The following is a 23,100-nucleotide window of genomic DNA, read 5'->3' as shown; positions in this document are numbered from 1 at the left end:
ACCTTTTTGCTCGGTCATTGGTGTTCGGAACTCGGAAGTTCGACGTTTTTGCTCGGTCATTGGTGTTCGGAACTCGGAAGTTCGACGTTTTTGCTCGGTCATTGGTGTTCGGAACTCGGAAGTTTGACCCTTTTGCTCGGTCATTGGTGTTCGGAACTCGGAAGTTCGACGTTTTTGCTCGGTCATTGGTGTTCGGAACTCGGAAGTTCGACGTTTTTGCTCGGTCATTGGTGTTCGGAACTCGGAAGTTCGACGTTTTTGCTCGGTCATTGGTGTTCGGAACTCGGAACGCCGAGTTTATAACTGCGTAGGCGAAGCCCGTCGTAGACATCGCATCTCTAATTTACTAAGCGATCGCCTTTAGCTCTAGATTTAAGCTTAGAATCACTGTAAAAATTAGGTTCTAAACTGCGATCGCATCTCTTTATAGTGAGCGATCGCCTTTCTAAAAGGTTGCACTTAGTCGGCTTCACCTATTAATATGAATCCGGCCCAATCTTTAGGGTTAGGATGTTGTCGCATTTCGGTTTAAGGTTAAAACTTTCTGGTGTCTAGTGGAATCTTGCCAATGTGCAGTCGATACTACAACTTCGTTGTGCCTATCTTAATGGTCAACTTGCTGTCTAATGTTTTTGCAAAAATGGGATGCTCCCAATACGCATTTAATAGATGAAGCGATCGCTGGGAATAAGAAATCCAAAATTAATCAGCTAATGCCAATATACAATTTAACAACTCTTATCGCACCAGCGTGTAAATTACAGCAATCTTAAGAAAGATGTGGGTAATGCATAGCCTAATAAGGAGAGATCAAATTGTATTACAAACAAGCGATCGCAATTACCAAGCATCTGCCATAGACGAAACATTCGTGAGAGAGTTGACCTGGGGAACATCCTGGAGTCAAGATAAAAGGGTTGGATATCTTGTCAAAGTACTAAGCACATCCGATATCGCCTGATTTTCTTTCATTTCCCTGCTTTTGGGTTAAAGAGGAAGGCTATGGGCGATACTTATTAACGCGGCAAAAAACTTAAAAAAGTACGCACGGATTGCTAAGACGTGCCTGGGCGCAGAGGGTTAAGCCGTTACACCCCGATGAAGCGTCAAGAAATAGCTGATTAAATCAAATTCTAAGCGATTTAATCATATATTTTGTAGCAGATACTTGTGGAAAAGAAAATGCTAGGTGTAAATGTTGTTATGAAAGTTGGCGATCGCGTCCGCGTTAAAGATTCGGTAGTGGTGTATCATCATCCTGAACATCGGAATCAGCCTTTTGATATCAATGGTACAGAAGGCGATGTAGTAGCTATTGCCACCCAATGGCGAGACAGACCAGTAAGTGCTAATCTACCGATTGTAGTCCAGTTTAGTAAAAAGTTTAAAGCCCACTTACGTGAAAATGAGTTAGAAGTCATCTAAAGCACTTATCGGCGGCGAAACCACTGAAAAATATTCAGTTCGCCGCGCATTCTTTTAAGGTCTTGGCGGTTTTGTTCTGCTGTAGTATAATACCAATCACAATAACGCTGAAACTCCGATCGCGACCGAACTTCGTGGTAAAACTCATGGGTTGTTTGGTAAGAGGCAAAAGCTTCCTCAACTTGGGGTTGAGCAACTGGAATAATATAAGGTAAATTTTTTGACATAAAATTAAGAGTCGTAGAGACGCGATCAATCGCGTCTGTTTTGAATTCAGGTAATTACCGCACTTCTTAATTAATAACTCATAATTCATAACTCATAACTTTCTAACAACTTCTAACTTTAATTAAAGCCAACCGCGTAAGCGATAAACTAAAGAGCCAATATACTCTTTGAAAGCGATGGTAAATTGGTGTAAGTTATCAGTATCAGGTAATAAATTTAGTATCGCGGCTTTGGGAGTACTACCGAGTTCTTGCAACTCACCCTCACTAACTAGAAAGTCAGTAGGTGCAGGAATAGCATTGATTCCTTGACGCTGGAAAATCTGAAGCGATCGCGGTATATGCATTGCCGAAGTAACTAATAATACTTGATTTATTCCACGAGATGACAAAATTTTTCGGACATTTACAGCATTTTGATAAGTATTGAGAGAGTCAGGTTCTTGAACAATCGCCTCAGATGGAATACCAATAGATGTGAGTATGGTTGCCATATCTGCCGATTCTGGAGAACCACTTCCACGCCAATCAATGCGTCCCCCGCTGAGAATGATTATAGGCGCTTTTTTCTGGCGATAGAGTTGTGCGGCATAGATGACGCGATCGCCTGCTTCACTTAAATCGACGGTAGGTCTGGGGGGAAAAGCTGATTTGGTTGCGCCACCCAAAACCACAATCGCTTCTGCATTAGGTATTTGGGCGGGTGGCAGATTTTGCCATTCTAGCGATCGCACTAATGATTTAGCGATCCAAGCATTACTGCAAAATAGCAATAAAATTAGGGAAAAAGCAATTGCGATCGCCGCAGTCCGCGGTCGTTTCCACAAAGTCACTAATGCTACTACCAAGCTTACACAGGCTAATCCTAGTGGATAAAAAAATAGTGGCAGTAATTTGGATAGATATAAAAACATATTATTAGGGCATGGGGCATGGGGAGCAGGGGAGCAGGGGAGCAGGGGAGCAACACTTCTCTACGAGATGCTGCGCGAACGGCTACGCCCGGATTTCTCACCACACCTCGAATGGAGGAGTAATGAGTAGTGAGTAAGGAGTAATGAGTAGTGAGTAAGAATGTACAAGTTCTTGCACTGGGATTGCGCCTGTTGCTCTTTTACTTATTACTCATTACCCATTACTTATTACTCATTATCAAACGCTTCATAAGCTTGTGAGAAATGCGGGTACGCTCTGTTACGCAGGAGAAGTTGCAGTAAGTTTTTCCCCTCTGCCCCTCTGCCTCTCTGCCCCTCTGCCTCTCTGCCCCTTTCCTCTGCCCCTCTGCCCCTCTGCCTCTTGTGCCCAATGCCCAAATTATTACCTTTCCCAAAACTTGTAATTGAAACTACTTCCAGGAGTGCGACGGTAACGGCGACCGGCTCTTCTGATTTGCCGTTTGTTGATCCTTTCATTCGTTGGTTCAACTTCAACCTCTTCTGATTCTTCAACTTGCAACTGAGTTCTAGTTTCTTCCTTACTTCCCCACCAAGCAGTAATCCAGCCTCCAGCGAAAGCACCTAATCCACCGAGCAAGATACTCATGGGTGCTGGATAGCCTAAATATACAAAACCCAGCATGAAAAATAACCAGTATTTCAGTCCTGCATCAACACCATCAGACGAGGCAACAGCTGGAGCTTGGGGACTATTATCGGTTACATTTGTAATCCAGCTTAAGATGAAACCGCCCATGATTCCTAAAAAGATGCTTAGGGCTGGTGCGGAGCCGGTCATTATTAATATAAATGTTAAAAATCCCCCAAATAATAGTTGAGAAAAGAAACCGGGAGAAATACTGAATAAGTCATTCTTTTTGTCTGCCATAAAATAAAGAACTTATTTAACGAATTACTAATGACGCTCGATAGTGAAGCGTTAGCGACGTAGGAGCGTCTGACTCGCTAACGCTACGCTAACGTAATTCCTAATTTTCGATTCAATTACGAATTACAAATTACGAATTACAAATTATTTTAATTGTGCCTGTTGTGGTTGAGTTGTATCCCAAATCTTTACATAAGGTTGTTCCTCTTCAGTAAAAGGTTCAGCTTGTTTGATTTGTGAGGTTAATAAATCGGCGGTGGCATCAGCAATATCACCAGTGCGATTGTTCAAACGCTCTTTTAGAACTTCAAGTGGTGCTGTGCATTGGATAATCTGAAGGGGAAGTTGATGTTTTGTAGCTTGTGCGATCGCTTCTTGCCGTAATTGCTGTTTATCATACTTGGCATCTAAAATTACCGAAAAACCTTGTTTAGCCAGGATAATTCCCAATTCCAACAGTCGTGTGTAAGTTTTCTCGGTCATCTCCGGTGTATACAAATCATCGCCACCTCGTTCCCACAATGGAATTCCCCCTAAATGCTTCCGCACCGCATCAGAACGCAGGTGAATCGCTCCCTGTTGACGAGCTAAAGACCTTGCTGTGGTACTTTTACCAGAACCCGACAACCCCGACATCAAAATTAGTTGTCCCAGGTTTGGTTTAGTGTATTCCCAAGCTTGTTTGTAATAGTCAGTGGCAGTTTTTGTCGCTTCTTCCTTTACTGTCGTGGGTACACTCGAATCATCGAGCAAAAATGATGTCACCTTTGCGCGGACATAAGCCTGACGACTTAAATATAAAGGCAGAACCTGTAAACCTTCCCAGTCTCCAGTTTGCTCTATATAGGCATTCAAAAACGCATTACTCAAGTCTTTACGCTGCCGCGCTTCCAAATCCATCACCGTAAACGCCACATCGTACATCACATCGACAAAGCGAAACGACTCATTAAATTCAATGCAATCGAACAACAAGATTTTATCGTGCCACAGGGCAATATTTCTCAGGTGTAAGTCTCCGTGACATTCACGAATATAATCGTTGTGAATTCTGCTAGCAAATAATTCTGGACGTTTGGCAAAAAAGTTATCTGTATATTGCTTTGTTTCTGTAAATTGCTCTTGAGTCTGGGGGCCACCAATATACTTCTGAGTTTGCTGATAATTCTCATCAAAAGCAGCCCGAACGTTTGGCATTTCACCAAAAGTGCAAATGTAATCATTCGTCTGTGCTTCGGCATGGTATTGAGCCACCACCCGTCCCAACTCATCTAGGCGTGTCTCATTTAACTTATCTTCTTCAAAAAGTGTACTTAATAGCGACTCTTGAGGAAACTGGCGCATTTTCAGCACATATTCTATAGCCTCGGTTGTTCCCGCTAACTGGTATTGTTCCCCTACCAAAGTTATGGGCAAAACTTCTAAATACAGTTCACCAGCACCGCGCTGATTTAGGCGTAACTCTTCCTGACAAAAATGCTGCCGCTTATCTAAGGTAGAAAAGTTCAAAAAGCCAAAATTCACAGGTTTTTTCAGCTTATAAGCGTAATCCCCAGTTAACAGCAGATAAGAAGCGTGGGTTTGAATCAGTTGAATAGGTTCTGTTACCGTATGGGGATAAAATCCAGGCTGTAACATTTGCTGAATTAAAGCTGGAAGAGTCGCTTCTGTCATCTCTTTCCTCTGCGCTCTCTGCGTCTTTGCGGTTCAAATACAAAAAAACCAGGAGTTTCCCCCTGGCTATCATCAAAAATTATTACACATTTACGTAGCTTCAGAGGTTGTTTCAGTCTCTGACTCAGCTTCATCCTCAGCAGCAGCGCTGATTTGTGGCTGCGATACGCTAACTACGACTCGCTCCGGATCGCCAAGAACTGTGACACCTTCAGGCAAGACTAGCTCGTGAATACGCAAGCTGTCTCCGATTTGCAGGTTAGAGACATCAATTTCAATTATTTCCGGGATGTTTTCTGGCGCACAGGTCACTTGCAACTCAGTGATAACAGTGTCTAAAAAACCACCTTCTTGTTTAACACCAACAGCAGTTCCCACAAAACGCAGCCGTACTTCTACAGTGGTGTCGCCGTGGCCAGCAACTGCAAAAAAGCTGAGGTGGTAAGGCGTACCTTTGGCTGGATGAATCTGAAGTTCCCGCAGCAAGGTTTTACCGCGCCAAGGTGCATCAGCAATATTCAACTCAATCAAGGTGTTGTTGACGGAAGCTCTTTTGAGCAAACGCTCAACAGTTTTGGCTTCAATGGTCAAAGAAATGGATTCTGTACCCTTATGACCATACAAATTAGCAGGTATCAATCCAGCACGGCGCAAAGCTTTTGGCTTGCTGCCTTCTGGACGTTTTTGAGATTCGACTGTAATAGCCATAAAAGTTGTCCTTTGTCAGTTGTCAGTTGTCATTTGTCATTTGTCATTTGTCATTTGTCAATGATTAATGACTAATGACTAATGACTAAATTTACGCACTAAGTAGGGTAGCAGGTGTACCGTCGGGGTGCAATAAAGCGCGTTTGGGCCCGTGGATGGGATCTTCTACGATTATGGTTTGATCGCGGCTGGCTCCTAATGAGACGATCGCGATCGGCACTTCCATCAATTCGGCTAAGAATTTCAGATAATCCAATGCTGCTTGTGGCAAGTCTTCTAGGGTGCGGCAGTCAGTTGTTGACACTTTCCACCCCGGTAAAGTTTTGTAGATGGGGCGACATCTAGCAAATTGACGAGAACTGGTGGGGAAGTGTTCGCTGCGTTGGCCATCTATGTCATAAGCGACACAAACTTTGATTTCCTCTAATTCATCAAGAACATCCAGTTTGGTCAGCGCCATACAATCCATGCCGTTAATCCGCACGGCATAGCGACCGATGACCGCATCAAACCAGCCACAGCGCCGTTTGCGTCCGGTGGTTGTGCCAAATTCGGCACCGCGATCGCACAATAATTCTCCTAACTCGCCATCCAATTCGGTGGGAAATGGCCCCTCTCCGACACGGGTTGTATAGGCTTTTGACACCCCAATTACCCGGTCAATCATTGTCGGCCCTACCCCAGTACCAACGCAAGCGCCCCCTGCCACAGGGTTAGAGGAGGTGACATAAGGATAAGTTCCGTGATCTAAGTCTAGGAGCGTACCTTGTGCGCCTTCAAACAAAATATTGCGTCGTCGCTGAATTGCATCGGATATTTTCAACGATGTATCAACAACGTGAGGCCGCAAGCGTTCTGCGTATCCCAAATACTCTTCAATCACCTCTTGTGCATTTAGAGGTGGCAAGTTGTAAAGCTTTTCTAAAATGACGTTTTTATAATTAATCGTCCACTCCAACTGCTCGCGCAGCCCATCCGGGTTCATCAAGTCTAAAACCCGAATGCCTGTACGTTCAGATTTATCAGCATAAGTCGGCCCAATGCCCCGACCTGTTGTGCCGATCTTATAGCTTCCCCGTCGTTCTTCAGATGCCTGGTCAATCAATCGATGATAAGGCATCGTTACGTGGGCTGTCTCAGATATCAGCAGGTGGTCAGTGGAAATATTTAAATCTTTTAGTTGGTCGAGTTCTGCGATCAAAATCTTTGGATCGATCACTGTTCCACAGCCGATAATGCAATCGGTATTTGGATACAAAATCCCAGAGGGAATCAAGTGCAGTTTAAAGGTCTGACCTTTAACTACAATCGTGTGTCCAGCATTGACACCCCCTTGGTAACGCACCACAACATCTGCGGAACGGCTGAGTAAGTCAGTTATTTTACCTTTTCCTTCATCGCCCCATTGGGCACCTATGACAATGACGTTAGCCAAGAGCTTATATTAAGAAGTAAAGTTTCCACAAACTATAATTATTAACACATTGCTTAAATCATGTCAAGCTAATTGTAGTAAGAGCGTACAGACGTGCGCCCTAACAGCAAATTCCATTGTGGATTTATCATGTCACCCTACTATGACAGCGATTACCATCAACTTTAATAACGTTATCAAACTTACCAATGACCAATTTTACCAACTGTGTCGGGATAATCCTGATGTCAAATTTGAGCGCAACGCCAAGGGAGAATTAATTGTAATGCCACCAACAGGGGGAGAAACTGGAAAATGCAATGCCAAACTTACTACCCGATTTGTCTTATGGAACGAACAAACCCAACTCGGAGAAGTATTCGACTCTTCCACTTGCTTTAAACTTCCCAACGGTCCAGACCGTTCCCCCGATGTATCCTGGATACATTTAGAAAGATGGAATGCACTCAGTACCGAACAGCGCGAGAAATTTCCTCCCATAGCTCCTGATTTTGTTTTAGAGCTAATGTCTCCATCTGATAGCTTGAGCCAGACGCAAGCCAAGATGGGCGAATATATGGATGCAAAAGTGCGACTTGGTTGGCTAATCGATCGAAAAACACGTCGCGTCGAAATTTATAGACAAGGACAACCAAAAGAAGTATTAGAGTCTCCCACTAGCTTGTCTGGAGAAAATATATTACCTGGTTTTGTTTTGGATTTACGGATAGTGTGGGGTTAATTAAAATTCCAAATCAGAGATGTTGCATTGCAACGTCTCTGCAAATATTATAGATAGGCAAATTATCCGAGCCGAACTTTATTGGCGATACTACAGATCAAAATGAATTTATATTAAAATTTAGCGGATTTATTTGTAAGTATTATGTATAAATCATCATCCTTAAAAATCCTTGTAGTTACAACTGTAAACAACTATATTTTGATACCCGTGTTATCAAAATCCTTAAAAGATTCTCAGTATTTGTTTTTAATCTTTAATCTTAACTGATGGAGGGCATCTGCGGCAGAAAGGGCGATCGCATGAGCAAAAAATGGTATCGAGTCCAAAAGCTGAAAGCAATATTCGTCCTAGCATTGGCAGTTGTATTTACTAATGCTGTAGTTTCGTATAGCAACACTGTGAAGCTGATTCACAATCAGCAATGGCTAACATACTCCTATAAAGTTATTACCCAAATTGAAAGTATCCAATCTACACTCAAAGATACTGAAACTGCACAACGTAGTTATTTAATTACAGCAGATACGGCTGATTTACAAACTTATCTTGCAGCTGATCAACAAACAAATAGCAATATTCAGACTCTCAAAAATTTAACAGCTAATAACCGTCAAAAGCAGCAGTGGATTGCTTTGTTGGAGCCGAAAATTACCAACAGACTCAACATTTTACAACAAGAAATTTACCTTAGAAAAAACCAGGGATTAGAAGCAGTTCGGCAGCAAATATTATCTGATAATGACAACCAAACTGGCAAAGACATTCAACAACTGATTAACGACTCTTTGAAGGTAGAGGAAAATTTATTACAGCAGGAAATGCAGCAGTCACAAGCAAATTCCCAAAAGGCGATAGTAACATTTTTTATCGCTGCGATTGTGGATTTGGTGCTGGTGGCGTTGCTGTATGATTTGTTGTGGCGTTATATCAGGCAACTTCAGCAGACAGAACTGGCCCTACGTCAAAGCGAAAATCGTTTACGCGCCATGATAGATGCAGAACCAGAATGCATCCAGCTAATTGCCAGAGATGGCACCCTTTTAGAAATTAATGCAGAAGGGCTGGCAATGATGGAAGTAAAAAGTGCTGATATCTTGATTGGTAAACCAGTTGATGCTGTAATTCTGCCAGAGTATAGAGCCGCCTTTGCCGACTTGCATGAAAGTGTCTGCCAAGGTAATAAGAGGACTTTAGAGTTTGAAATCGTGGGATTTAAAGGCACTCGCCGCTACATAGAAACTCATGCTGTACCACTACGTAACGAATCTGATGGCACGTTCATCCATTTGGCACTGACGCGAGATATAACTCAGCAAAAACAGGCAGAACAGAAAATTCGCGAACAAGCAGCGCTGTTGGATGTATCAACTGATGCGATTCTGGTGCGGAATATCCACAACCAAATCTTGTTTTGGAATCAAGGTGCTGAACGTCTGTATGGCTGGAAGGCTGAAGACGCTTTGGGTAAGAATGTTTTGCAACTTTTGTATAAAGATTCACCACAGCTAGAAGATGCTTATTTGAAGGTGATGAATACGGGTGAGTGGCGGGGTGAGTTGCATCAACTGACAAGAGAAGGCAAAGTAATTATCGTTGAAAGTCGGTGGACACTGATACTAGATGATAATGGACAACCCAAATCCATTTTGAGTGTGAACACTGAGATTACGCAGCAGAAACAACTAGAAGCTCAACTTCTGCGATCGCAACGTTTGGAGAGTATCGGTACTTTAGCTGGCGGTATCGCTCACGACCTCAACAACATACTATCGCCAATTTTAATGTCAGTTCAACTATTGCAGAAGAAATTGCCCGATTCGCAGAGTCAGCAAATATTGCAAACTTTAGAAAATAATGTCAAACGCGGCGCTAATTTGCTTAAACAAGTATTGTCTTTTGCACGGGGTATTGAAAGCAAACGGACAATTGTGGAAATTCAGCCTTTGATGGCAGAAATTGAGCAAATTATTGCTCAAACATTCCCTAATTCCATTAATTGCCAAATAGATATCCCTAAAAATCTCTGGTACGTTCGTGGAGATATAACTCAACTACATCAGGTATTGATAAACTTAGTAATCAACGCCCGCGACGCTATGCCCAATGGCGGTATTCTTCGGATTGCGGCGGAAAATCTAGTGATTGGCGAACATTCTGCCCAAATAAATATAGATGCGAAAGTGGGTTCTTATATTGCGATCGTGGTGACTGATACTGGTATGGGGATGTCGTCAGAAGTCCAGCAAAGAATTTTTGAACCATTTTTCACTACCAAAGAGGTAGGCAAAGGTACAGGTTTAGGACTTTCTACGGCGTTGGGTATTGTTAAGAATCACGGTGGTTTTGTCAATGTTTACAGTCAAGTAGGCAGAGGTACTCAATTTACAGTGTACTTGCCTGCCTCAACATTTAGAGACACACATTCGCTGTCTCAAGAATTGGAATCAGTTATAAAAGATGGCTAAATATATCTACAATAAAACTCGTATACAAGTTTTCATGCAGAGGTTTAATTTAAGGTGAAGTTTATGATGACGATAGCAACAAGCAAAAATCGTACCTATTAAATCAATGAAATGGATCTTAACAACTGCTCTGATTTTGAGCAGTACTACTCAATATTCCGCACAAGTAATAGATCAAACTAAACAACCAGCTACTAATAAACAGCCTGCACAACCAGTTAAAACACCTGCTTCACCTCAACAACCTACTTCTCGACCAGTTTTTATTTTGCCAAAAGCACCTGCTCCATTAAGTCCTGTATCTGGGCGTAGAGCAGGAATGGGTAGTCGAGATAATTGTCCTGCGGTTTCAATCCCGCTCACTGCCTTAGTACCATTTCAAGAGGAACAAAAGGTTGGCAAACAGACAAACAAGTCAATTATCGGGACTGTAGAGGGACTAACCACTTTAGAACGGCCTACGTTTTGGTTTTACATCCCCTACACTAAGGATTTGTCTAATTCAAGTGCTGAATTTAGCTTACAGGATAGCGCCGAAAATGATGTTTATAGAAATGCGATCGCCCTACCTTCAAAGCCAAGTATCATTGGTATTTCTCTCCCTAGTACTGCTTCATTAGAAGTAGATAAGACATATCGCTGGTATTTCAAAATACGTTGTAACCAAGAGACAGCAAGCATTCCTGTATATGTAGAAGGGGATATTAAAAGAATCAATTTAGATGAGCGTGTTATGCAACAATTAGAAGCCGTAAATGAGCCTCGGCAAAAAATTATAATCTATGCTGAAAAAGGAATTTGGTTTGACGCTTTAAATATGCTAGCTCAAATACGCATTTCTAATTCTAATGATGCATATATTGAAAAAGATTGGCAAAGTTTATTGCAATCCATCTATTTGGATAATATTGCTACGATGCCTATAATAAAATTACCAACACGCTAAAATTTCATATCCGGTAAAGTATCTATAAACCTATATTTCTACAACCAATTACCAATTATAACGTAGGGTGCCCAGTACATCGGACGGTTATATTCAGGAGCTTCAAGTAATTTTAATTGAGCAAAGCGTAAAGCTTCTGCCGTAGTTTTACCACTCACTAACTGGCGGTAAAATTCCTCAATAAATAAAGCTGTAGAATCATCGCCAATTTGCCATAGGGAGGCTAAAGTACTCCGCGCACCAGCACGCAAAGCAACTCCTGCTAATCCCAAGGCAGCTCGGTTATCTCCTGCTGCTGTTTCGCAAGCACTCAAAACAAGTAATTCAACTGGCTCTGTTCGTTTTTGCTCTCTACTTTTGAGCAAGCTATCTAATTCGCTCACATTGATGCGTCCATCAGCTGCTAAGATAAAAGTGTCTTTTGCTTTAGAGCTAAATTGCCCGTGAGTTGCCAAGTGAACAACTCTAAAAGCTTGAGCGTTGATGGTTTTTGCTAAATTTGTACTAGTAAAATTTTTATCCAATAATGTAGTTGTTGATATGCCTGATTCCTGAATTGATTTCAATTCAACCTTAACGTTGGGAAGCGGTGCAAACTTTTCATTTTTGGATGGTTGCGATAGTCCTCCAGCAAGGGCATTTAATTTTTTCTGTCCTAGAGGTTTGGGAGTAAATAGTTGCAGTCCGGGGCTAATAACTACAGAGTATTTTTGGACTAAATACTCTCTGCCATCATATAATGCAGACATCGGGATATTTCGCAGCAACCCATCTGGAATAAAGACTAGAGTATTAACTTTACTATTTTTAAGGTCTGTTTCAACTGGTTTGATTAACCAATTATAAAGCTCTTGAGAAGCTGCTTTAAATTTCTGATTAGCATCGGGTTCGACTATTGTCTTTCGTATTTTTGTAATAACTTGCTCTACTTGCTGACGGTTGACTTGAGAAGTTTTATGCATCAATGTTTGATTGGGAAGCTTGATAATAATTTCTAAATGGTTATCTAAAATAATCGGGTAGAAAATAGCAGTATTTGGGTTGTCTTGGTCTACTAATTTGTCCAATGCCACAAATTGGTTGCTCAAGCAAGCTTCTCGGAAAAAATTGTCGAGTTCTGCAAGTTGCAAGGCTTCAATTCGCTGTCGTGCCTTATCTAAATCTGGTTTTCCTTGTCCTTTCTCTTGTAAAATCAACTCTACAGACTGCCGATAAAGAGGTTCTATGCGATCGCGAAAATTGAACTGTACCTCTCGATTAACTCCAACTAAATCGCTGCGAAGAGATTGAAGAGTTGTTACAGCAGCATCATAAGCAGATATAGCGGCTGGGATATTTCCCTGTGCTTTGAGTAAGCGTCCTAACTGCCACTCAAAGCGATAAGCTATATCTGAGGCATCGATTCTTTGCGCTAGAAACAACGCTTGCTGCGTCAAATCTTTTGCTTCTTGCAATTGTTGGTTCTGCTCGTAAACTTCTCCCAAGCTGCCCAGTGCATAAGATTGGGCACGTTCATCGCCGATGATTTTGGCTTGTTGAACGCTAGTTGCCAGAATCTCTGCAATATCTTTTTTGTTACCAATTGTGGCCAAAGTCTGAGCAAAATTGATCCGTGCATAAATACCAGCTTGATTGGTAGGCAGATTAGGTAATTGAGATTGGATTGTGGGTATTAATAACTTTGCTTCAGTGATGCGTTGGTTTTCGACCAGCAAACTCAGCTGATTAATCAGGGCTTGAACTTTGGCTAGAGAGTTTGGTGCAATTTTGGCAGCATTTTCATAATGAGCGATCGCAGACTTAATATTACTTAGCGACCTAGCAGTATTACCGAGGCTAAATTCCGTCAAACTACTTTCTAGAGGCAGTTGCAGACGTTGAGCGATTTCTAAGCTTTGTTGTAAGTTTTTCTGGGATGACTCAAGTTCGCCTAATTGTTGTAAGACATTGCCAAGCGATCGCAAAGCTGTTAATTTTACAAGTGAGTCAGGTTGGGAAATTAATTGTTGGGATACTTCATTCAATATATCTAAGCTACGGCGGTAAAAACCAGCAACTCGTAGAGCTTGTGCTTGGTTAATCCGGCTGCGCGTTATTCCGGCATTGTCACTTAATTTCTTCCAGATTTGCTCTGCTTGTTGTGATGTTTTCACAGATGCATCAGTTTGTCCCTGTGATAGTTGCAATTCGCCTTGAATATTTAGAGTTTGTGCAAGAATTTCTAATAATTCAGATTTTGGATTGTTGACATTTAACTTTTGATTTATCTCATCCCAGCCAAGTAAATTTAAGCTACTGTCAATAGTTGCATAAGCTTCTTTCCATGAGCCGAGTTGCTGGTATACAAGAGAGAGGTTTGTTAGCGCTGCGGCTTGTGCGAAGTTATTGCTTTCTCGTTGAGAGGTACGGACAGCTTGTTGTAAAATAATTACAGCTTCAGTAAAGCGTCCAGCTTGATAAAGTGCTTCTCCTTGTTCAAGAAGTGGCTGTGGTGTTGTGGCTGGGGGTTTATTGGTTTGGATGTGAAATCTGTCTGGTGAATTTGTCTCTTGTTGTTTAGCGAATGTGCTAGGGATAATAGTCAGGAAAACAGCAAGGGTAAATAGGAGTACAGGAGTTACCGCAAATCTAATTACTCGCTTTGGCAGCTGAAATTTTGCCATATTCCACACCTCCCTGAGATACAGGACAGGAAGCAGGTGTTTGCCAAGGACTGTGGGGGTTGAGTTGAGGAACTTGTGCTACTAGTTTTATATTTCCCTTGCGATCGATTACCCAGCCAGAAGCTTCCACAATTGGAATTGTAGCAGCAATGGGAGTAGTTGAAACTGCTGTTGATTTTGGCACAGGCGTTGTGTTTGCCAAGTTTTCTGATTTTGGTCTTAATCTCACCCACCCAGACACAGTACTTGAATCTTGTAATGGTTCAGTGGGACTCATGGGTAGTCCGCCGCGTCCTGTTGCCACAAATGTATTTTGGAATTGCCGAGTTCCAGGTGTGCAGGCATTAGAAATTTGCCTGGAAGCATCAACTAGATTAATTGGGAGTTCGACTAAGCCGCGAGTGGGGTCTATATCAGGTGTAGTGATTTGCACATTACCGCTCAACTCGGGAGTTGCTCCGGTGGCTGTGATGTCGCTTGTGTTTGGGGAAGCGATATCTTGAAACTGAAGACCAAAGATACCTTTAGTATTAATTTTGACATTTCCACCACGGAAATCAGTAGATTTGGCAGTGATGTCGCTATTTTGAAACCCAGCCAGGACATCAGCATTAATCTTAATGTTGCCGCCAATAACGTTTGCTCCTGTGGCGTTGGTTCTGATGATACTATTGCGACTTATAATCAAATCTTGTGAGTTAATGTTAATTGTCGCTTGCTCCCTATTCGGGTCAACAAGGGGGCTTTGTGTATTGGCGGTGAGTATAGCATTGTTGTTTAAACGGATAGAGCGAGCATTTAATGTCATGTTGCCTGCGGTTCCTGTTCCGAGACTTTGCACGGTTACTGCTGCCCTATCTCGCACTAGCAAGGTATTAGTTCTCACCGTTATATCACCCGCATTCCCTGTTGAGTTTGGTTGTCCAGAAGCAAACAAGCCACTGGAAACCTGACCATCAGCGCTTGTACCAATCAATTGCACATCTTGGGCATCAACAGTCAAACTACCCCCCTTGCCTGGACCGAAAGTGCTAGTAAGTACCACTGCCCCATCTCGTACTAACAAGGTATTGGTTCTTAGCGTTATACTACCCGCATCCCCTGTTGAGTTTCGGTCTGCAGAAGCAAACAAGGTACTAGGAAACCGACCATCAGCACTTCTACCAATGATTTGCACATCTTGGGCATCAACAGTCAAACTACCCCCCTTGCCCGCACCGAAAGTAGCAGTACCTACCTGTGAGCCATCTCGCACTAGCAAGGTATTGGTTTTGACAGTAAGATTACCCGCATCCCCTGTTAAGTTTCGCTGTGCGTTAGCAAACAAGGCACTACCAAACTGACCATCAGCGCTTCTACCAATCAATTGCACATCTTGGGCATCAACGCTCAAATTTCCCCCCTTGCCCTTACCGAAAGTGTTAGCACTTACCACTGCCGCATCTCGCACTAGCAAGGTATTAGTTCTTAGCGTTAGATCACCCGCATCCCCTGTTGAATTTGGCGTTGTAGCAGCAAACAAGCCACTAGGAAACTGACCATTAGCGCTTGTACCAATCAGCTGCACATTTTGGGCATCAACGCTCAAATTTCCCCCCTTGCCCGCACCGGCAATGCTAGCACTTACCTCTGCCCCATCTCGCACTAGCAAGGTATTGGTTCTTAGCGTTATATCACCCGCATCCCCTGTTGAGTTTGGCAGTGCCTCAGCAAGCAAGGCACTGCGAAATTGACTATCAGCGCTTGTACCAATGATTTGCACATCTTGGGCATCAACAGTCAAACTACCCCCCTTGGCCGTACCGAAAGTGCTAGTACCTATCTGTGCTCCACCTTCAAGCCGCAAGGTGCTAGCACTGATATTGACATCGCCTCCCTGTCCTCTTGCTTCTGGTTGCACGTAATTGAAAATTTGACTATTGTTAAGGTTTATTGCTCCAGTGGCATGAACCGAAATATTTCCCGCCTGACTATTATCAGAACCCAGTCCACTGTCTATGCCTGCAAACAGAGCACTCTCTGCCGTCATCTCTAAATTCCGGGCATTAACCGCGATACTACCACCATCGCCAGCAATCACATTTACAAGAGCGCCATTGCTAAGGAAAACATCGCTTCTTTCTACACTATCGGCAAAACTCAAACTTAGATTATTACCATCCCCATTCAACCCAACTGTTCCCGCACCAGCTAACCCACCTAACTCGACGAGTCCACCGAAAGCATTCAATCCTCCACCATCCATTTTGATATCGCCGCCTACTAGCAGCAAACTCCGACCATCTGGGACACGTAGACCAAGTGCATCTTCGCCACCAGGAGTAGCTACTGCTGGTGCAGTCGAACTATTTTGAATTGGTGCTGCTGCAATTTGATTAAATAATAAGGCATTTGGATTTACTGTTAACAAGGGTGAAGGTGCTTCTGGATTTGAGGCGCTGAAAAATCCCAAATTGCCAAACCCAATGGCATTGGCTGTTGTGGCGACAAAGGAACCGCCGATATTCAAACTGGCATTTTTACCAAAAATAATCCCGTTAGGATTGAGCAGGAATAAGTTGGCTTTACCGTTAGCACGAATTAAGCCATCTATATTAGAAATTGACTTACCTGTTACTCGTGTCAGGATGTTCTGAATATCCAGTGAATTATTGAACAAAGCAGTACTGCCATTGAGAACAGAGAACTCCCCAAAGCTGTGGAACAGATTACCCCCTCTTATGGTTCCACCCTCAATAATGCTGGTATTACCTTCTAATCTGACATTGGAATTATTTGGCAGAGTGCCGTCTGGGGTGATTTGGGCAACTGAAATATTTGCATATAAGGTAACTGCACTGACAATGGCAACTCCTAGTAGACCTTGTAACCAGTTTGGCGCAGTTTTAAAAGACATTGCACTCTCTTATAGAAAAGGAAATTTAGGTTTTCAGCCTCAATCTTGAGTAGAAAGTGTTAGGACTAGCTTTTTCAAGGTAGCTAAAAACTTTAGTCAAGAAATTACTTTTTAAGCTCTTTACTCGGTGTTTTCTATGTCTATGTAGTTAAATAAAATACTTATAAACTACAGAAGCACAGAGAGCGCTAAAGAAAAACAAGATATTTAACGAGTCACCTTGAAAGGGCTAGTCCTGTAAGTGTCAGGACAATGAACTTATGCATAACAGAGGATATTAGCAAATTGGCACTGTTGAATCAAGTGAATAAACCAGAGCAAGGGTTTGAGCGTTTGATAATTGAGGCGATTTTTTTATCAATATCCTTATACAACAAGGGTTTCACAAATTACCTGCGTTTGCCCTGGTGAATAAACTTATCTCACTGCTACCAATTAATAATCAGAAGGTAAAGCTAAAAAACTTCTGATTCCCAGCCGTGAATAAACTTATCTCACTGCTACCAATTAACAATCAGAAGGTAAAGCTAAAAAACTTCTGATTCCCAGCCGTGAATAAACTCATCTCACTGCTACCAATTAACAATCAGAAGGAAGAAAACAAGCTTACCTTCAGTTCAAACCCCAATCTAAAACTCAGGAAAAACAATGTCTAACATCAATAACCACGGAGTAGATATGAACAACAAGCAAATCAAAGACCTCTACAGCATCGATGTGCAAGACCTTTCCCATGAAGCCGCTGCCACTATTAGTGGTGGTGCCTTAGACCTTTCCGACGGCAGCAATGGTGATGGAGCGCGGCGAAATAATATCGGACGTGCAGTAGCCAGTTTCCGCAGCTTTAACAATAAAGCATCTTGGTACGAGGTGACGGGTAGAAGAGATTGGATTGTCTACACTGGTGTGAATTTCACAGGTAAATCAAGGCGTCTGCAAGCAGGTACAAAAGGTAACTTCAACGGTACTTTTAACAACGACATCGCGTCTGCCAGACCTGCATAATCAGCTATCAGTTATCAGAAGGCAAAGCTAAAAACTTCTGATTTCCAGCCGTGAATAAACTTATCTCACTGCTACCAATTAACAATCAGAAGGAAAAAAACAAGCTTACCTTCAGTTCAAACCCCAATCTAAAACTCAGGGGAAAAACGATGTCTAACATCAATAACTACGGAGTAGATATGAACAACAAGCAAATCAGAGACCTCTACAGCATCGATGTGCAAGACCTTTCCCATGAAGCCGCTGCCACTATTAGTGGTGGTGCCTTAGACTTTTCCGATAAGAAGGATGGTGAAGGAGTGCGGCTAAATAATATCGCAAACGCACGACGCAGTTTAGGCAGCTTTAACAATAGAGCATCTTGGTACGAGGTGACGGGTAAAAAAGATTGGATTGCCTACACTGGTGAGAATTTCACAGGTAAATCAAGGCGTCTGAAAGCAGGTACAAAAGGTAACTTCACTGGTCCTTTTAATAACGACATCGCGTCTGTCAAACCTGCATAATCAGTTCTGGTCTATTTCATACCGTGTACTCGAATCCTTCAAAACCTCAAACAGAAAAGAATGCTCTCACATAAACTTTTAGCTGAGTAACATTCTTCTCTTGCAGTTTGTAGGAGCGAGGTCGTTTTCGCTCCTACTTTTTTTACTGCTAGCAATTAAAAATCATAAGGGAGAAAACAAGCGATTACCTTCAGTTCAAACACAATCTAAAATTTAGGAGAAAAACAATGTCTAACATCAACAACCACGGAGTAAGTATGAACAATATTGAGCTTAGTCCACATCTTCAAGAACTTACTTGTGAACAAGCTGCTGCCATTCAGGGTGGTGCTAAAATTCAATTATTTCTGGGTGCTAACTTTACGGGAAAATCTTTGTTGCTTACTATTAATAAGGCCGGTCTGAGCGAGAAACTTACCGGTCAGTTCAATAATTCAATATCATCAGCTAAGGTTTTATCTGGTATATGGGATTTAAGGACAAACGGTAACGGTAAAGGCGGTTTAGGTATAACACTTAGGCCGGGTAAGTATCCAAGGTTTACAAAAGCTATAAATAATACCATTTCCTTTGTAAAAGCTACTCTTGCATAATAACCTAGCGCTTAGTACACCTCACCATTAATAGGGGTTAAAAATACTAACTCTTTGTTGGGTTTTGTTTTGCTTAACCCAACAAATGCAGGGATGTTGGGTTTCGTTCCTCAAAAAGGTCGTTTTCGCTCCTACTTTTTCATTCATATCAAAATAGCACAAATAAACGTAAACGGTGTTAACAGTTATCAGGTAGGAAACGGACTTGTCCACCCCTTGTTAACTGCGGCTGGTACTGTTAATTGCCGCTGGTACTGATTTTTTAAACAATGAAATATCACAGCATATTGCAACACAGTGAAGAAGATTGTGGTGCAGCAAGCCTAGCCACGATCGCTAAATACTACGGACGCACCTTTGCCCTCAATCGCGTGCGAGAAGCAGTGGGCACGGGAACGCGAGGAACTACACTATTAGGTTTAAGGCGGGGAGCAGAAACCCTGGGATTCAATGCCCGTCAAGTTCAAGCTACTCCAGAACTGCTTGAGAAATTAAATGAAGTTCCAATGCCAGCCATCATTCACTGGAAAGGCTACCACTGGGTAGTATTGTACGGGAAAAAGGGGAAAAAATATGTCGTCTCTGACCCTGCCTTCGGCATCTTGTACCTCACCTCCCAGGAGCTAATCGCGGGTTGGAGTGATGGTGTGATGCTGCTGCTGATGCCAGATGATAGCCGCTTCTATGAGCAAGGGGAAGATAAAATTGGCGGCTTTGGGCGCTTTATTGCCCGCGTCTTACCATATCGCAATCTTTTGGTTCAGGCGATCGCCATTAACTTCGCGATCGGGCTGTTGTCCCTGGCTTCCCCTTTAATGATGCAACTCCTCACTGATGACGTGCTAGTGCGGGGAGATACCCAACTGCTAACAACGGTGGCAATTGGCGTCATCGCCATGAACCTAATTCAAAGTGCCATTGGTTTGGTACAATCTCACCTGATTGGTCATTTTGCTCAACGGTTGCAATACGGACTAATTCTAGAATACGGCCGAAAACTGTTGCGCTTACCCCTATCATATTTTGAAGCACGTCGCAGTGGGGAAGTCGTTAGCCGGATTGCAGATGTTCATACCATCAATAATCTAGTTTCCCAAATTGTCCTTGGTTTACCCAGTGAATTTTTTGTGGCTCTGGTTTCCTTGGGTTTCATGCTCTTCTATAGTTGGCAACTGACTCTAGCTTCCCTCGCCGCCTTTGCGATCGTCACTTTTGTTAACCTGCTTTTTCTTCCCGCTTTGCGCCAAAAAACCCGCAGCCTGATCGTTAAAGGTACGGAAAATCAAGGCTTTTTAGTCGAAACCTTTCGCGGTGTTCAAGTCCTCAAAACCACCCAAGCTACAGAGCAAGCTTGGCAAGAATATCAGACAAATTTTGGTCGCCTTGCTAACTTAGACTGGACTACGATGAAGTTGGAGCTTTATAGCGGCACAGTCACTAGTATTCTTTCCAAGTTGACGAGTATTAGCATACTCTGGTTAGGTTCTAGCTTGGTGATTAATCAGACATTATCCATCGGTCAACTGCTGGCGTACAGTGGTATGAGTGGTAGCTTTCTTGGCTTTTTAGAGTCAGCAGTCGGGCTAATTGATGAATTTATCACTGCTCAAATTGTCGTTCAACGCTTGACAGAAGTGATAGATTCTACCCCAGAAGATGAAAATGACTTTAAAAAACCTTGGGCAGAAATTCCTGGCAATGCAGATATTAGTTGTTCTCAAGTTAACTTTCATCATGCTGGTAGAACTGACCTGTTAGAAAACTTTTCTTTAACTATCCCTGGTGGTAAAGTAATAGCCTTAATCGGTCAATCGGGCTGTGGTAAAAGCTCTCTTGGCAAATTAATTACTGGTTTATATCAAGTCGAATCTGGTAATATTCGTTATGGCATATACAACCAGCAAGATTTATCTTTAGAATGTTTGCGGCAGCAAGTCGTATTAGTTCCTCAAGAACCTCATTTTTGGAGTCGTTCGATTGTGGAAAATTTTCGCTTCAGTTATCCCAACATTAGTTTTGAAGAGATAGTCCTTGCTTGCCAAATTGCTGGTGCAGATGAATTTATTAGCAAATTACCCGATAAGTATCAAACTGTTTTAGGCGAATTTGGTGCAAATATTTCTGGCGGACAAAGGCAGAGATTAGCTATAGCTAGAGCAATTGTGATTGATCCATCTGTATTAATTCTAGATGAATCTACAGGCGCTCTTGACCCAGTAAGTGAAACCCAAGTTTTGGATAGATTACTTAATCACCGTCAAGGTAAAACTACAATTATGATTAGCCATCGTCCTCAAGTTATCAAACGGGCTGATTGGATTGTATTGCTTGAAGATGGGCGCTTAAAAATTCAAGGGACTCCAGAAGAATTACGTCATATCCCTGGAGAGCATTTAAGCTTTCTTGATGAAATGTATTCTTCTAATAATGGTAATGGATTGAAATCTTCTTTAGTTTTTCGGAATTAGTTAATGTTTATTAGACATTTTAGAGATATTTATAAATTATGGTTAGTAAGTCTCAAACAAATTTTTTACCCTTAGTTCAAGACAATGAGTTTCTCCCACCAATTAGTCGTTGGACTACATTTGGCGGACTATTTATCGTGTTTGCCTTGTCGTTAGCTGTTCCTGTGGCTGCGGTGGTTAAATATAAAGTTACGGTGATTGGACAAGCGGTTGTGCGTCCTGCGGGTGAATTGCCAATTGTACAGGCGGCGACAGAAGGACAGGTAATGCAGATTTACGTCAAAGAAAATCAAACACTGCAAAAAGGAGATAAAATTGCCACTATTGATGATTCTCGACTGCAAACTAAAAAAAACCAGTTGCAAACCAATATTCAACAAGCTAGGTTACAACTAATTCAAACCGTTCCCCAAATAAATGCAATAGATAGTCAAATTCGAGCCGAAAGCGATCGCACTAATCGGATTATCGCCTCTGCTAAAGCTGAATTGAAAGGACGCGATCGCGATCATCAAGACAAAAAAATTACCAGTATCACTGAACTTCAAGAAGCATCAGCCAATGTCAAAATGGCCCAAGAAGAATTATATGCAGGGCAAGCACAGTTACAATCAGCACTAGCTAATCTCCACGCGACTGAGGCGGCTTTAGGAGCAGCGACATCAAAGCAGAACCGATATGAAAGTGCCGCTAAACAAGGGGCATTATCCCGCGACCAACTAGAAGAAGTACAGTTGGCTGTGAAACAGCAGGAACAAGCTGTACAGGCGCAAAAAGCAACTTATAAAGCCCAAGAAAAAACAAATGAGCGGTTAAAACAAGCTGTTTTAGGGGCTATTGCTAAACGCGATCGCGCTCAAGCAGCTCTCAATCCCAGCAATGCAGAGGTAGCAATGGCGACTGAACGGATTGCTCAAGAAAAAGCCTCTGGAGAAGTGAATAAAGCATCTTTAGAAAGAGAACTTCAAGTACTTCTCAAACAGAAAATTGAAACGGAAAAACAATTAGAGCGCGATACTAGCGAATTCAAGCAAGCTGAAATTGACCTAAAGCAAACTACTATTACCGCTACAGCAGACGGGATTATTTCCAAGCTAAATTTGAGAAACCCCGGTCAAACTCTCCGGGCTGGGGAGGAAGTTGTGCAAATCGTTCCTAGTCATGCACCTTTAGTTATCAAAGCAGCTGTCGGTTCTGAGGAAAAAGGTAAGATAAAAGTCGGTCAAAAGGTGCAAATGCGAGTTAGTGCTTGTCCTTATCCTGATTACGGTACACTCAATGGCGTTGTCAAAGCGATTTCCCCGGATGCTGTTAGGTCGCAAAAAAACGATGCTGATGCTGATACGAACTCTACCCCAAAAGCAACTGCTGTAGGTGCTTTTTACGAAGTCACAATTGAACCAGAGAAACTTGCTTTAGGTCGCAGTACAAAGAAATGTCAAATTCAATTGGGTATGGATGGCAGAGTTGATATTATTACCCGCCAAGAAACTGTACTGCAATTTGTACTCCGCAAAGCAAAATTAATGACGGATTTTTGA

Annotated in this window: 20 protein-coding genes and 1 pseudogene; 12 read left to right on the top strand and 9 right to left on the bottom strand. The window is 42.3% G+C overall.

Annotated elements, in window-relative coordinates:
* Positions 1-6: 6 nt before the first annotated feature.
* Entirely contained in the window at positions 7-303 is a 297-nt protein-coding gene (locus tag AC1F2U_RS23125; protein WP_480263220.1) for a hypothetical protein, read from the top strand.
* A 35-nt stretch (positions 304-338) separates the two neighbouring features.
* Here AC1F2U_RS23125 and AC1F2U_RS23120 read toward each other — a convergent pair whose 3' ends face one another.
* The gene (locus AC1F2U_RS23120; protein WP_480263219.1) at positions 339-473 is read right to left on the bottom strand and encodes a hypothetical protein; all 135 of its coding nucleotides are present in this window, start codon (positions 471-473) and stop codon (positions 339-341) included.
* 40 nt (positions 474-513) lie between these two features.
* Between AC1F2U_RS23120 and AC1F2U_RS23115 the strand changes: the two are divergent.
* Together AC1F2U_RS23115 and AC1F2U_RS23110 are read left to right on the top strand one after the other, a co-directional pair.
* A pseudogene (locus AC1F2U_RS23115) lies at positions 514-627 on the top strand (ISKra4 family transposase); the annotation flags it as partial.
* Positions 628-1,203: 576 nt separating this feature from the next.
* Positions 1,204-1,425, top strand: coding sequence for a ferredoxin-thioredoxin reductase variable chain (locus AC1F2U_RS23110; RefSeq protein WP_480263231.1), 222 nt, complete (start codon positions 1,204-1,206; stop codon positions 1,423-1,425).
* Between the two features lie 5 nt (positions 1,426-1,430).
* On the opposite strand, the gene AC1F2U_RS23105 is transcribed toward AC1F2U_RS23110, so the two are convergent.
* Together AC1F2U_RS23105 and AC1F2U_RS23100 are read right to left on the bottom strand one after the other, a co-directional pair.
* On the bottom strand, positions 1,431-1,652 hold the full coding sequence (locus AC1F2U_RS23105) for a hypothetical protein (protein ID WP_480263218.1): 222 nt from the start codon (positions 1,650-1,652) through the stop codon (positions 1,431-1,433).
* 122 nt (positions 1,653-1,774) lie between these two features.
* Positions 1,775-2,566: a YdcF family protein gene (locus AC1F2U_RS23100; protein WP_480263217.1), complete on the bottom strand. Its 792-nt coding sequence runs from the start codon at positions 2,564-2,566 to the stop codon at positions 1,775-1,777.
* Between AC1F2U_RS23100 and AC1F2U_RS23095 the strand changes: the two genes are divergently transcribed.
* The gene (locus tag AC1F2U_RS23095; protein WP_480263233.1) at positions 2,547-2,696 is read left to right on the top strand and encodes a hypothetical protein; all 150 of its coding nucleotides are present in this window, start codon (positions 2,547-2,549) and stop codon (positions 2,694-2,696) included. The two genes, AC1F2U_RS23100 and AC1F2U_RS23095, sit on opposite strands and share 20 nt — an antisense overlap.
* Before the next feature lie 273 nt (positions 2,697-2,969).
* Here AC1F2U_RS23095 and AC1F2U_RS23090 read toward each other — a convergent pair whose 3' ends face one another.
* The 4 genes from AC1F2U_RS23090 to AC1F2U_RS23075 form a co-directional block, all read right to left on the bottom strand.
* On the bottom strand, positions 2,970-3,476 hold the full coding sequence (locus AC1F2U_RS23090; RefSeq protein ID WP_480263216.1) for a hypothetical protein: 507 nt from the start codon (positions 3,474-3,476) through the stop codon (positions 2,970-2,972).
* A 144-nt stretch (positions 3,477-3,620) separates the two neighbouring features.
* The gene (locus AC1F2U_RS23085) at positions 3,621-5,150 is read right to left on the bottom strand and encodes a bifunctional aminoglycoside phosphotransferase/ATP-binding protein (RefSeq protein ID WP_480263215.1); all 1,530 of its coding nucleotides are present in this window, start codon (positions 5,148-5,150) and stop codon (positions 3,621-3,623) included.
* A gap of 90 nt (positions 5,151-5,240) precedes the next feature.
* A complete protein-coding gene (locus AC1F2U_RS23080; protein ID WP_480263214.1) occupies positions 5,241-5,858 on the bottom strand; it encodes a 50S ribosomal protein L25/general stress protein Ctc in 618 nt (205 codons plus the stop codon).
* A 91-nt stretch (positions 5,859-5,949) separates the two neighbouring features.
* Entirely contained in the window at positions 5,950-7,293 is a 1,344-nt protein-coding gene (locus tag AC1F2U_RS23075; protein ID WP_480263213.1) for an adenylosuccinate synthase, read from the bottom strand.
* Positions 7,294-7,435: 142 nt separating this feature from the next.
* Between AC1F2U_RS23075 and AC1F2U_RS23070 the strand changes: the two genes are divergently transcribed.
* From AC1F2U_RS23070 to AC1F2U_RS23060, 3 genes are all read left to right on the top strand, one after another.
* Positions 7,436-8,014 (top strand): Uma2 family endonuclease, encoded by a 579-nt coding sequence (locus tag AC1F2U_RS23070; protein WP_480263212.1) that lies wholly within the window; start codon positions 7,436-7,438, stop codon positions 8,012-8,014.
* Positions 8,015-8,283: 269 nt separating this feature from the next.
* Positions 8,284-10,482 carry a PAS domain S-box protein gene (locus tag AC1F2U_RS23065; protein ID WP_480263211.1) on the top strand — a complete coding sequence of 733 codons (2,199 nt, stop codon included), beginning with the start codon at positions 8,284-8,286 and terminating at the stop codon, positions 10,480-10,482.
* A gap of 106 nt (positions 10,483-10,588) precedes the next feature.
* Positions 10,589-11,428, top strand: a complete 840-nt coding sequence (locus AC1F2U_RS23060) for a DUF928 domain-containing protein (RefSeq protein WP_480263210.1) — start codon at positions 10,589-10,591, stop codon at positions 11,426-11,428.
* A gap of 38 nt (positions 11,429-11,466) precedes the next feature.
* Here AC1F2U_RS23060 and AC1F2U_RS23055 read toward each other — a convergent pair whose 3' ends face one another.
* Both AC1F2U_RS23055 and AC1F2U_RS23050 read right to left on the bottom strand, forming a co-directional pair.
* Positions 11,467-14,091 carry a CHAT domain-containing protein gene (locus AC1F2U_RS23055; protein WP_480263209.1) on the bottom strand — a complete coding sequence of 875 codons (2,625 nt, stop codon included), beginning with the start codon at positions 14,089-14,091 and terminating at the stop codon, positions 11,467-11,469.
* Positions 14,057-16,987 carry a two-partner secretion domain-containing protein gene (locus tag AC1F2U_RS23050; RefSeq protein ID WP_480263208.1) on the bottom strand — a complete coding sequence of 977 codons (2,931 nt, stop codon included), beginning with the start codon at positions 16,985-16,987 and terminating at the stop codon, positions 14,057-14,059. Before AC1F2U_RS23050 ends, AC1F2U_RS23055 begins: the two co-directional genes overlap by 35 nt.
* A gap of 648 nt (positions 16,988-17,635) precedes the next feature.
* Here AC1F2U_RS23050 and AC1F2U_RS23045 point away from each other — a divergent pair.
* The 5 genes from AC1F2U_RS23045 to AC1F2U_RS23025 all read left to right on the top strand — a co-directional run bounded on the left by AC1F2U_RS23045 (position 17,636) and on the right by AC1F2U_RS23025 (position 23,100).
* Entirely contained in the window at positions 17,636-17,992 is a 357-nt protein-coding gene (locus tag AC1F2U_RS23045; RefSeq protein ID WP_335123303.1) for a hypothetical protein, read from the top strand.
* 149 nt (positions 17,993-18,141) lie between these two features.
* Entirely contained in the window at positions 18,142-18,498 is a 357-nt protein-coding gene (locus AC1F2U_RS23040) for a hypothetical protein (RefSeq protein ID WP_480263207.1), read from the top strand.
* A 227-nt stretch (positions 18,499-18,725) separates the two neighbouring features.
* Complete coding sequence (locus AC1F2U_RS23035) at positions 18,726-19,091, top strand: beta/gamma crystallin-related protein (protein ID WP_480263206.1); 366 nt, start codon at positions 18,726-18,728, stop codon at positions 19,089-19,091.
* A 269-nt stretch (positions 19,092-19,360) separates the two neighbouring features.
* Positions 19,361-21,559, top strand: coding sequence for a peptidase domain-containing ABC transporter (locus tag AC1F2U_RS23030; protein WP_480263205.1), 2,199 nt, complete (start codon positions 19,361-19,363; stop codon positions 21,557-21,559).
* 38 nt (positions 21,560-21,597) lie between these two features.
* Positions 21,598-23,100, top strand: coding sequence for a beta-barrel domain-containing protein (locus AC1F2U_RS23025; protein WP_480263204.1), 1,503 nt, complete (start codon positions 21,598-21,600; stop codon positions 23,098-23,100).

This window comes from Nostoc sp. LEGE 12454, from assembly GCF_056620565.1.
The sequence above is the reverse complement of the archived record's forward strand: the minus strand, read 5'-3'. Positions and strand labels throughout refer to the sequence as shown.

Coding starts and splice junctions, on each gene's coding strand:
- AC1F2U_RS23110 (WP_480263231.1), top strand. CDS start 1,204: ATGAAAGTTGGCGATCGCGTCCGCGTTAAAGATTCGGTAGTGGTGTAT.
- AC1F2U_RS23105 (WP_480263218.1), bottom strand. CDS start 1,652: ATGTCAAAAAATTTACCTTATATTATTCCAGTTGCTCAACCCCAAGTT.
- AC1F2U_RS23100 (WP_480263217.1), bottom strand. CDS start 2,566: ATGTTTTTATATCTATCCAAATTACTGCCACTATTTTTTTATCCACTA.
- AC1F2U_RS23090 (WP_480263216.1), bottom strand. CDS start 3,476: ATGGCAGACAAAAAGAATGACTTATTCAGTATTTCTCCCGGTTTCTTT.
- AC1F2U_RS23085 (WP_480263215.1), bottom strand. CDS start 5,150: ATGACAGAAGCGACTCTTCCAGCTTTAATTCAGCAAATGTTACAGCCT.
- AC1F2U_RS23080 (WP_480263214.1), bottom strand. CDS start 5,858: ATGGCTATTACAGTCGAATCTCAAAAACGTCCAGAAGGCAGCAAGCCA.
- AC1F2U_RS23070 (WP_480263212.1), top strand. CDS start 7,436: ATGACAGCGATTACCATCAACTTTAATAACGTTATCAAACTTACCAAT.
- AC1F2U_RS23065 (WP_480263211.1), top strand. CDS start 8,284: ATGGAGGGCATCTGCGGCAGAAAGGGCGATCGCATGAGCAAAAAATGG.
- AC1F2U_RS23060 (WP_480263210.1), top strand. CDS start 10,589: ATGAAATGGATCTTAACAACTGCTCTGATTTTGAGCAGTACTACTCAA.
- AC1F2U_RS23055 (WP_480263209.1), bottom strand. CDS start 14,091: ATGGCAAAATTTCAGCTGCCAAAGCGAGTAATTAGATTTGCGGTAACT.
- AC1F2U_RS23050 (WP_480263208.1), bottom strand. CDS start 16,987: ATGTCTTTTAAAACTGCGCCAAACTGGTTACAAGGTCTACTAGGAGTT.
- AC1F2U_RS23045 (WP_335123303.1), top strand. CDS start 17,636: ATGTCTAACATCAATAACCACGGAGTAGATATGAACAACAAGCAAATC.
- AC1F2U_RS23040 (WP_480263207.1), top strand. CDS start 18,142: ATGTCTAACATCAATAACTACGGAGTAGATATGAACAACAAGCAAATC.
- AC1F2U_RS23035 (WP_480263206.1), top strand. CDS start 18,726: ATGTCTAACATCAACAACCACGGAGTAAGTATGAACAATATTGAGCTT.
- AC1F2U_RS23030 (WP_480263205.1), top strand. CDS start 19,361: ATGAAATATCACAGCATATTGCAACACAGTGAAGAAGATTGTGGTGCA.
- AC1F2U_RS23025 (WP_480263204.1), top strand. CDS start 21,598: ATGGTTAGTAAGTCTCAAACAAATTTTTTACCCTTAGTTCAAGACAAT.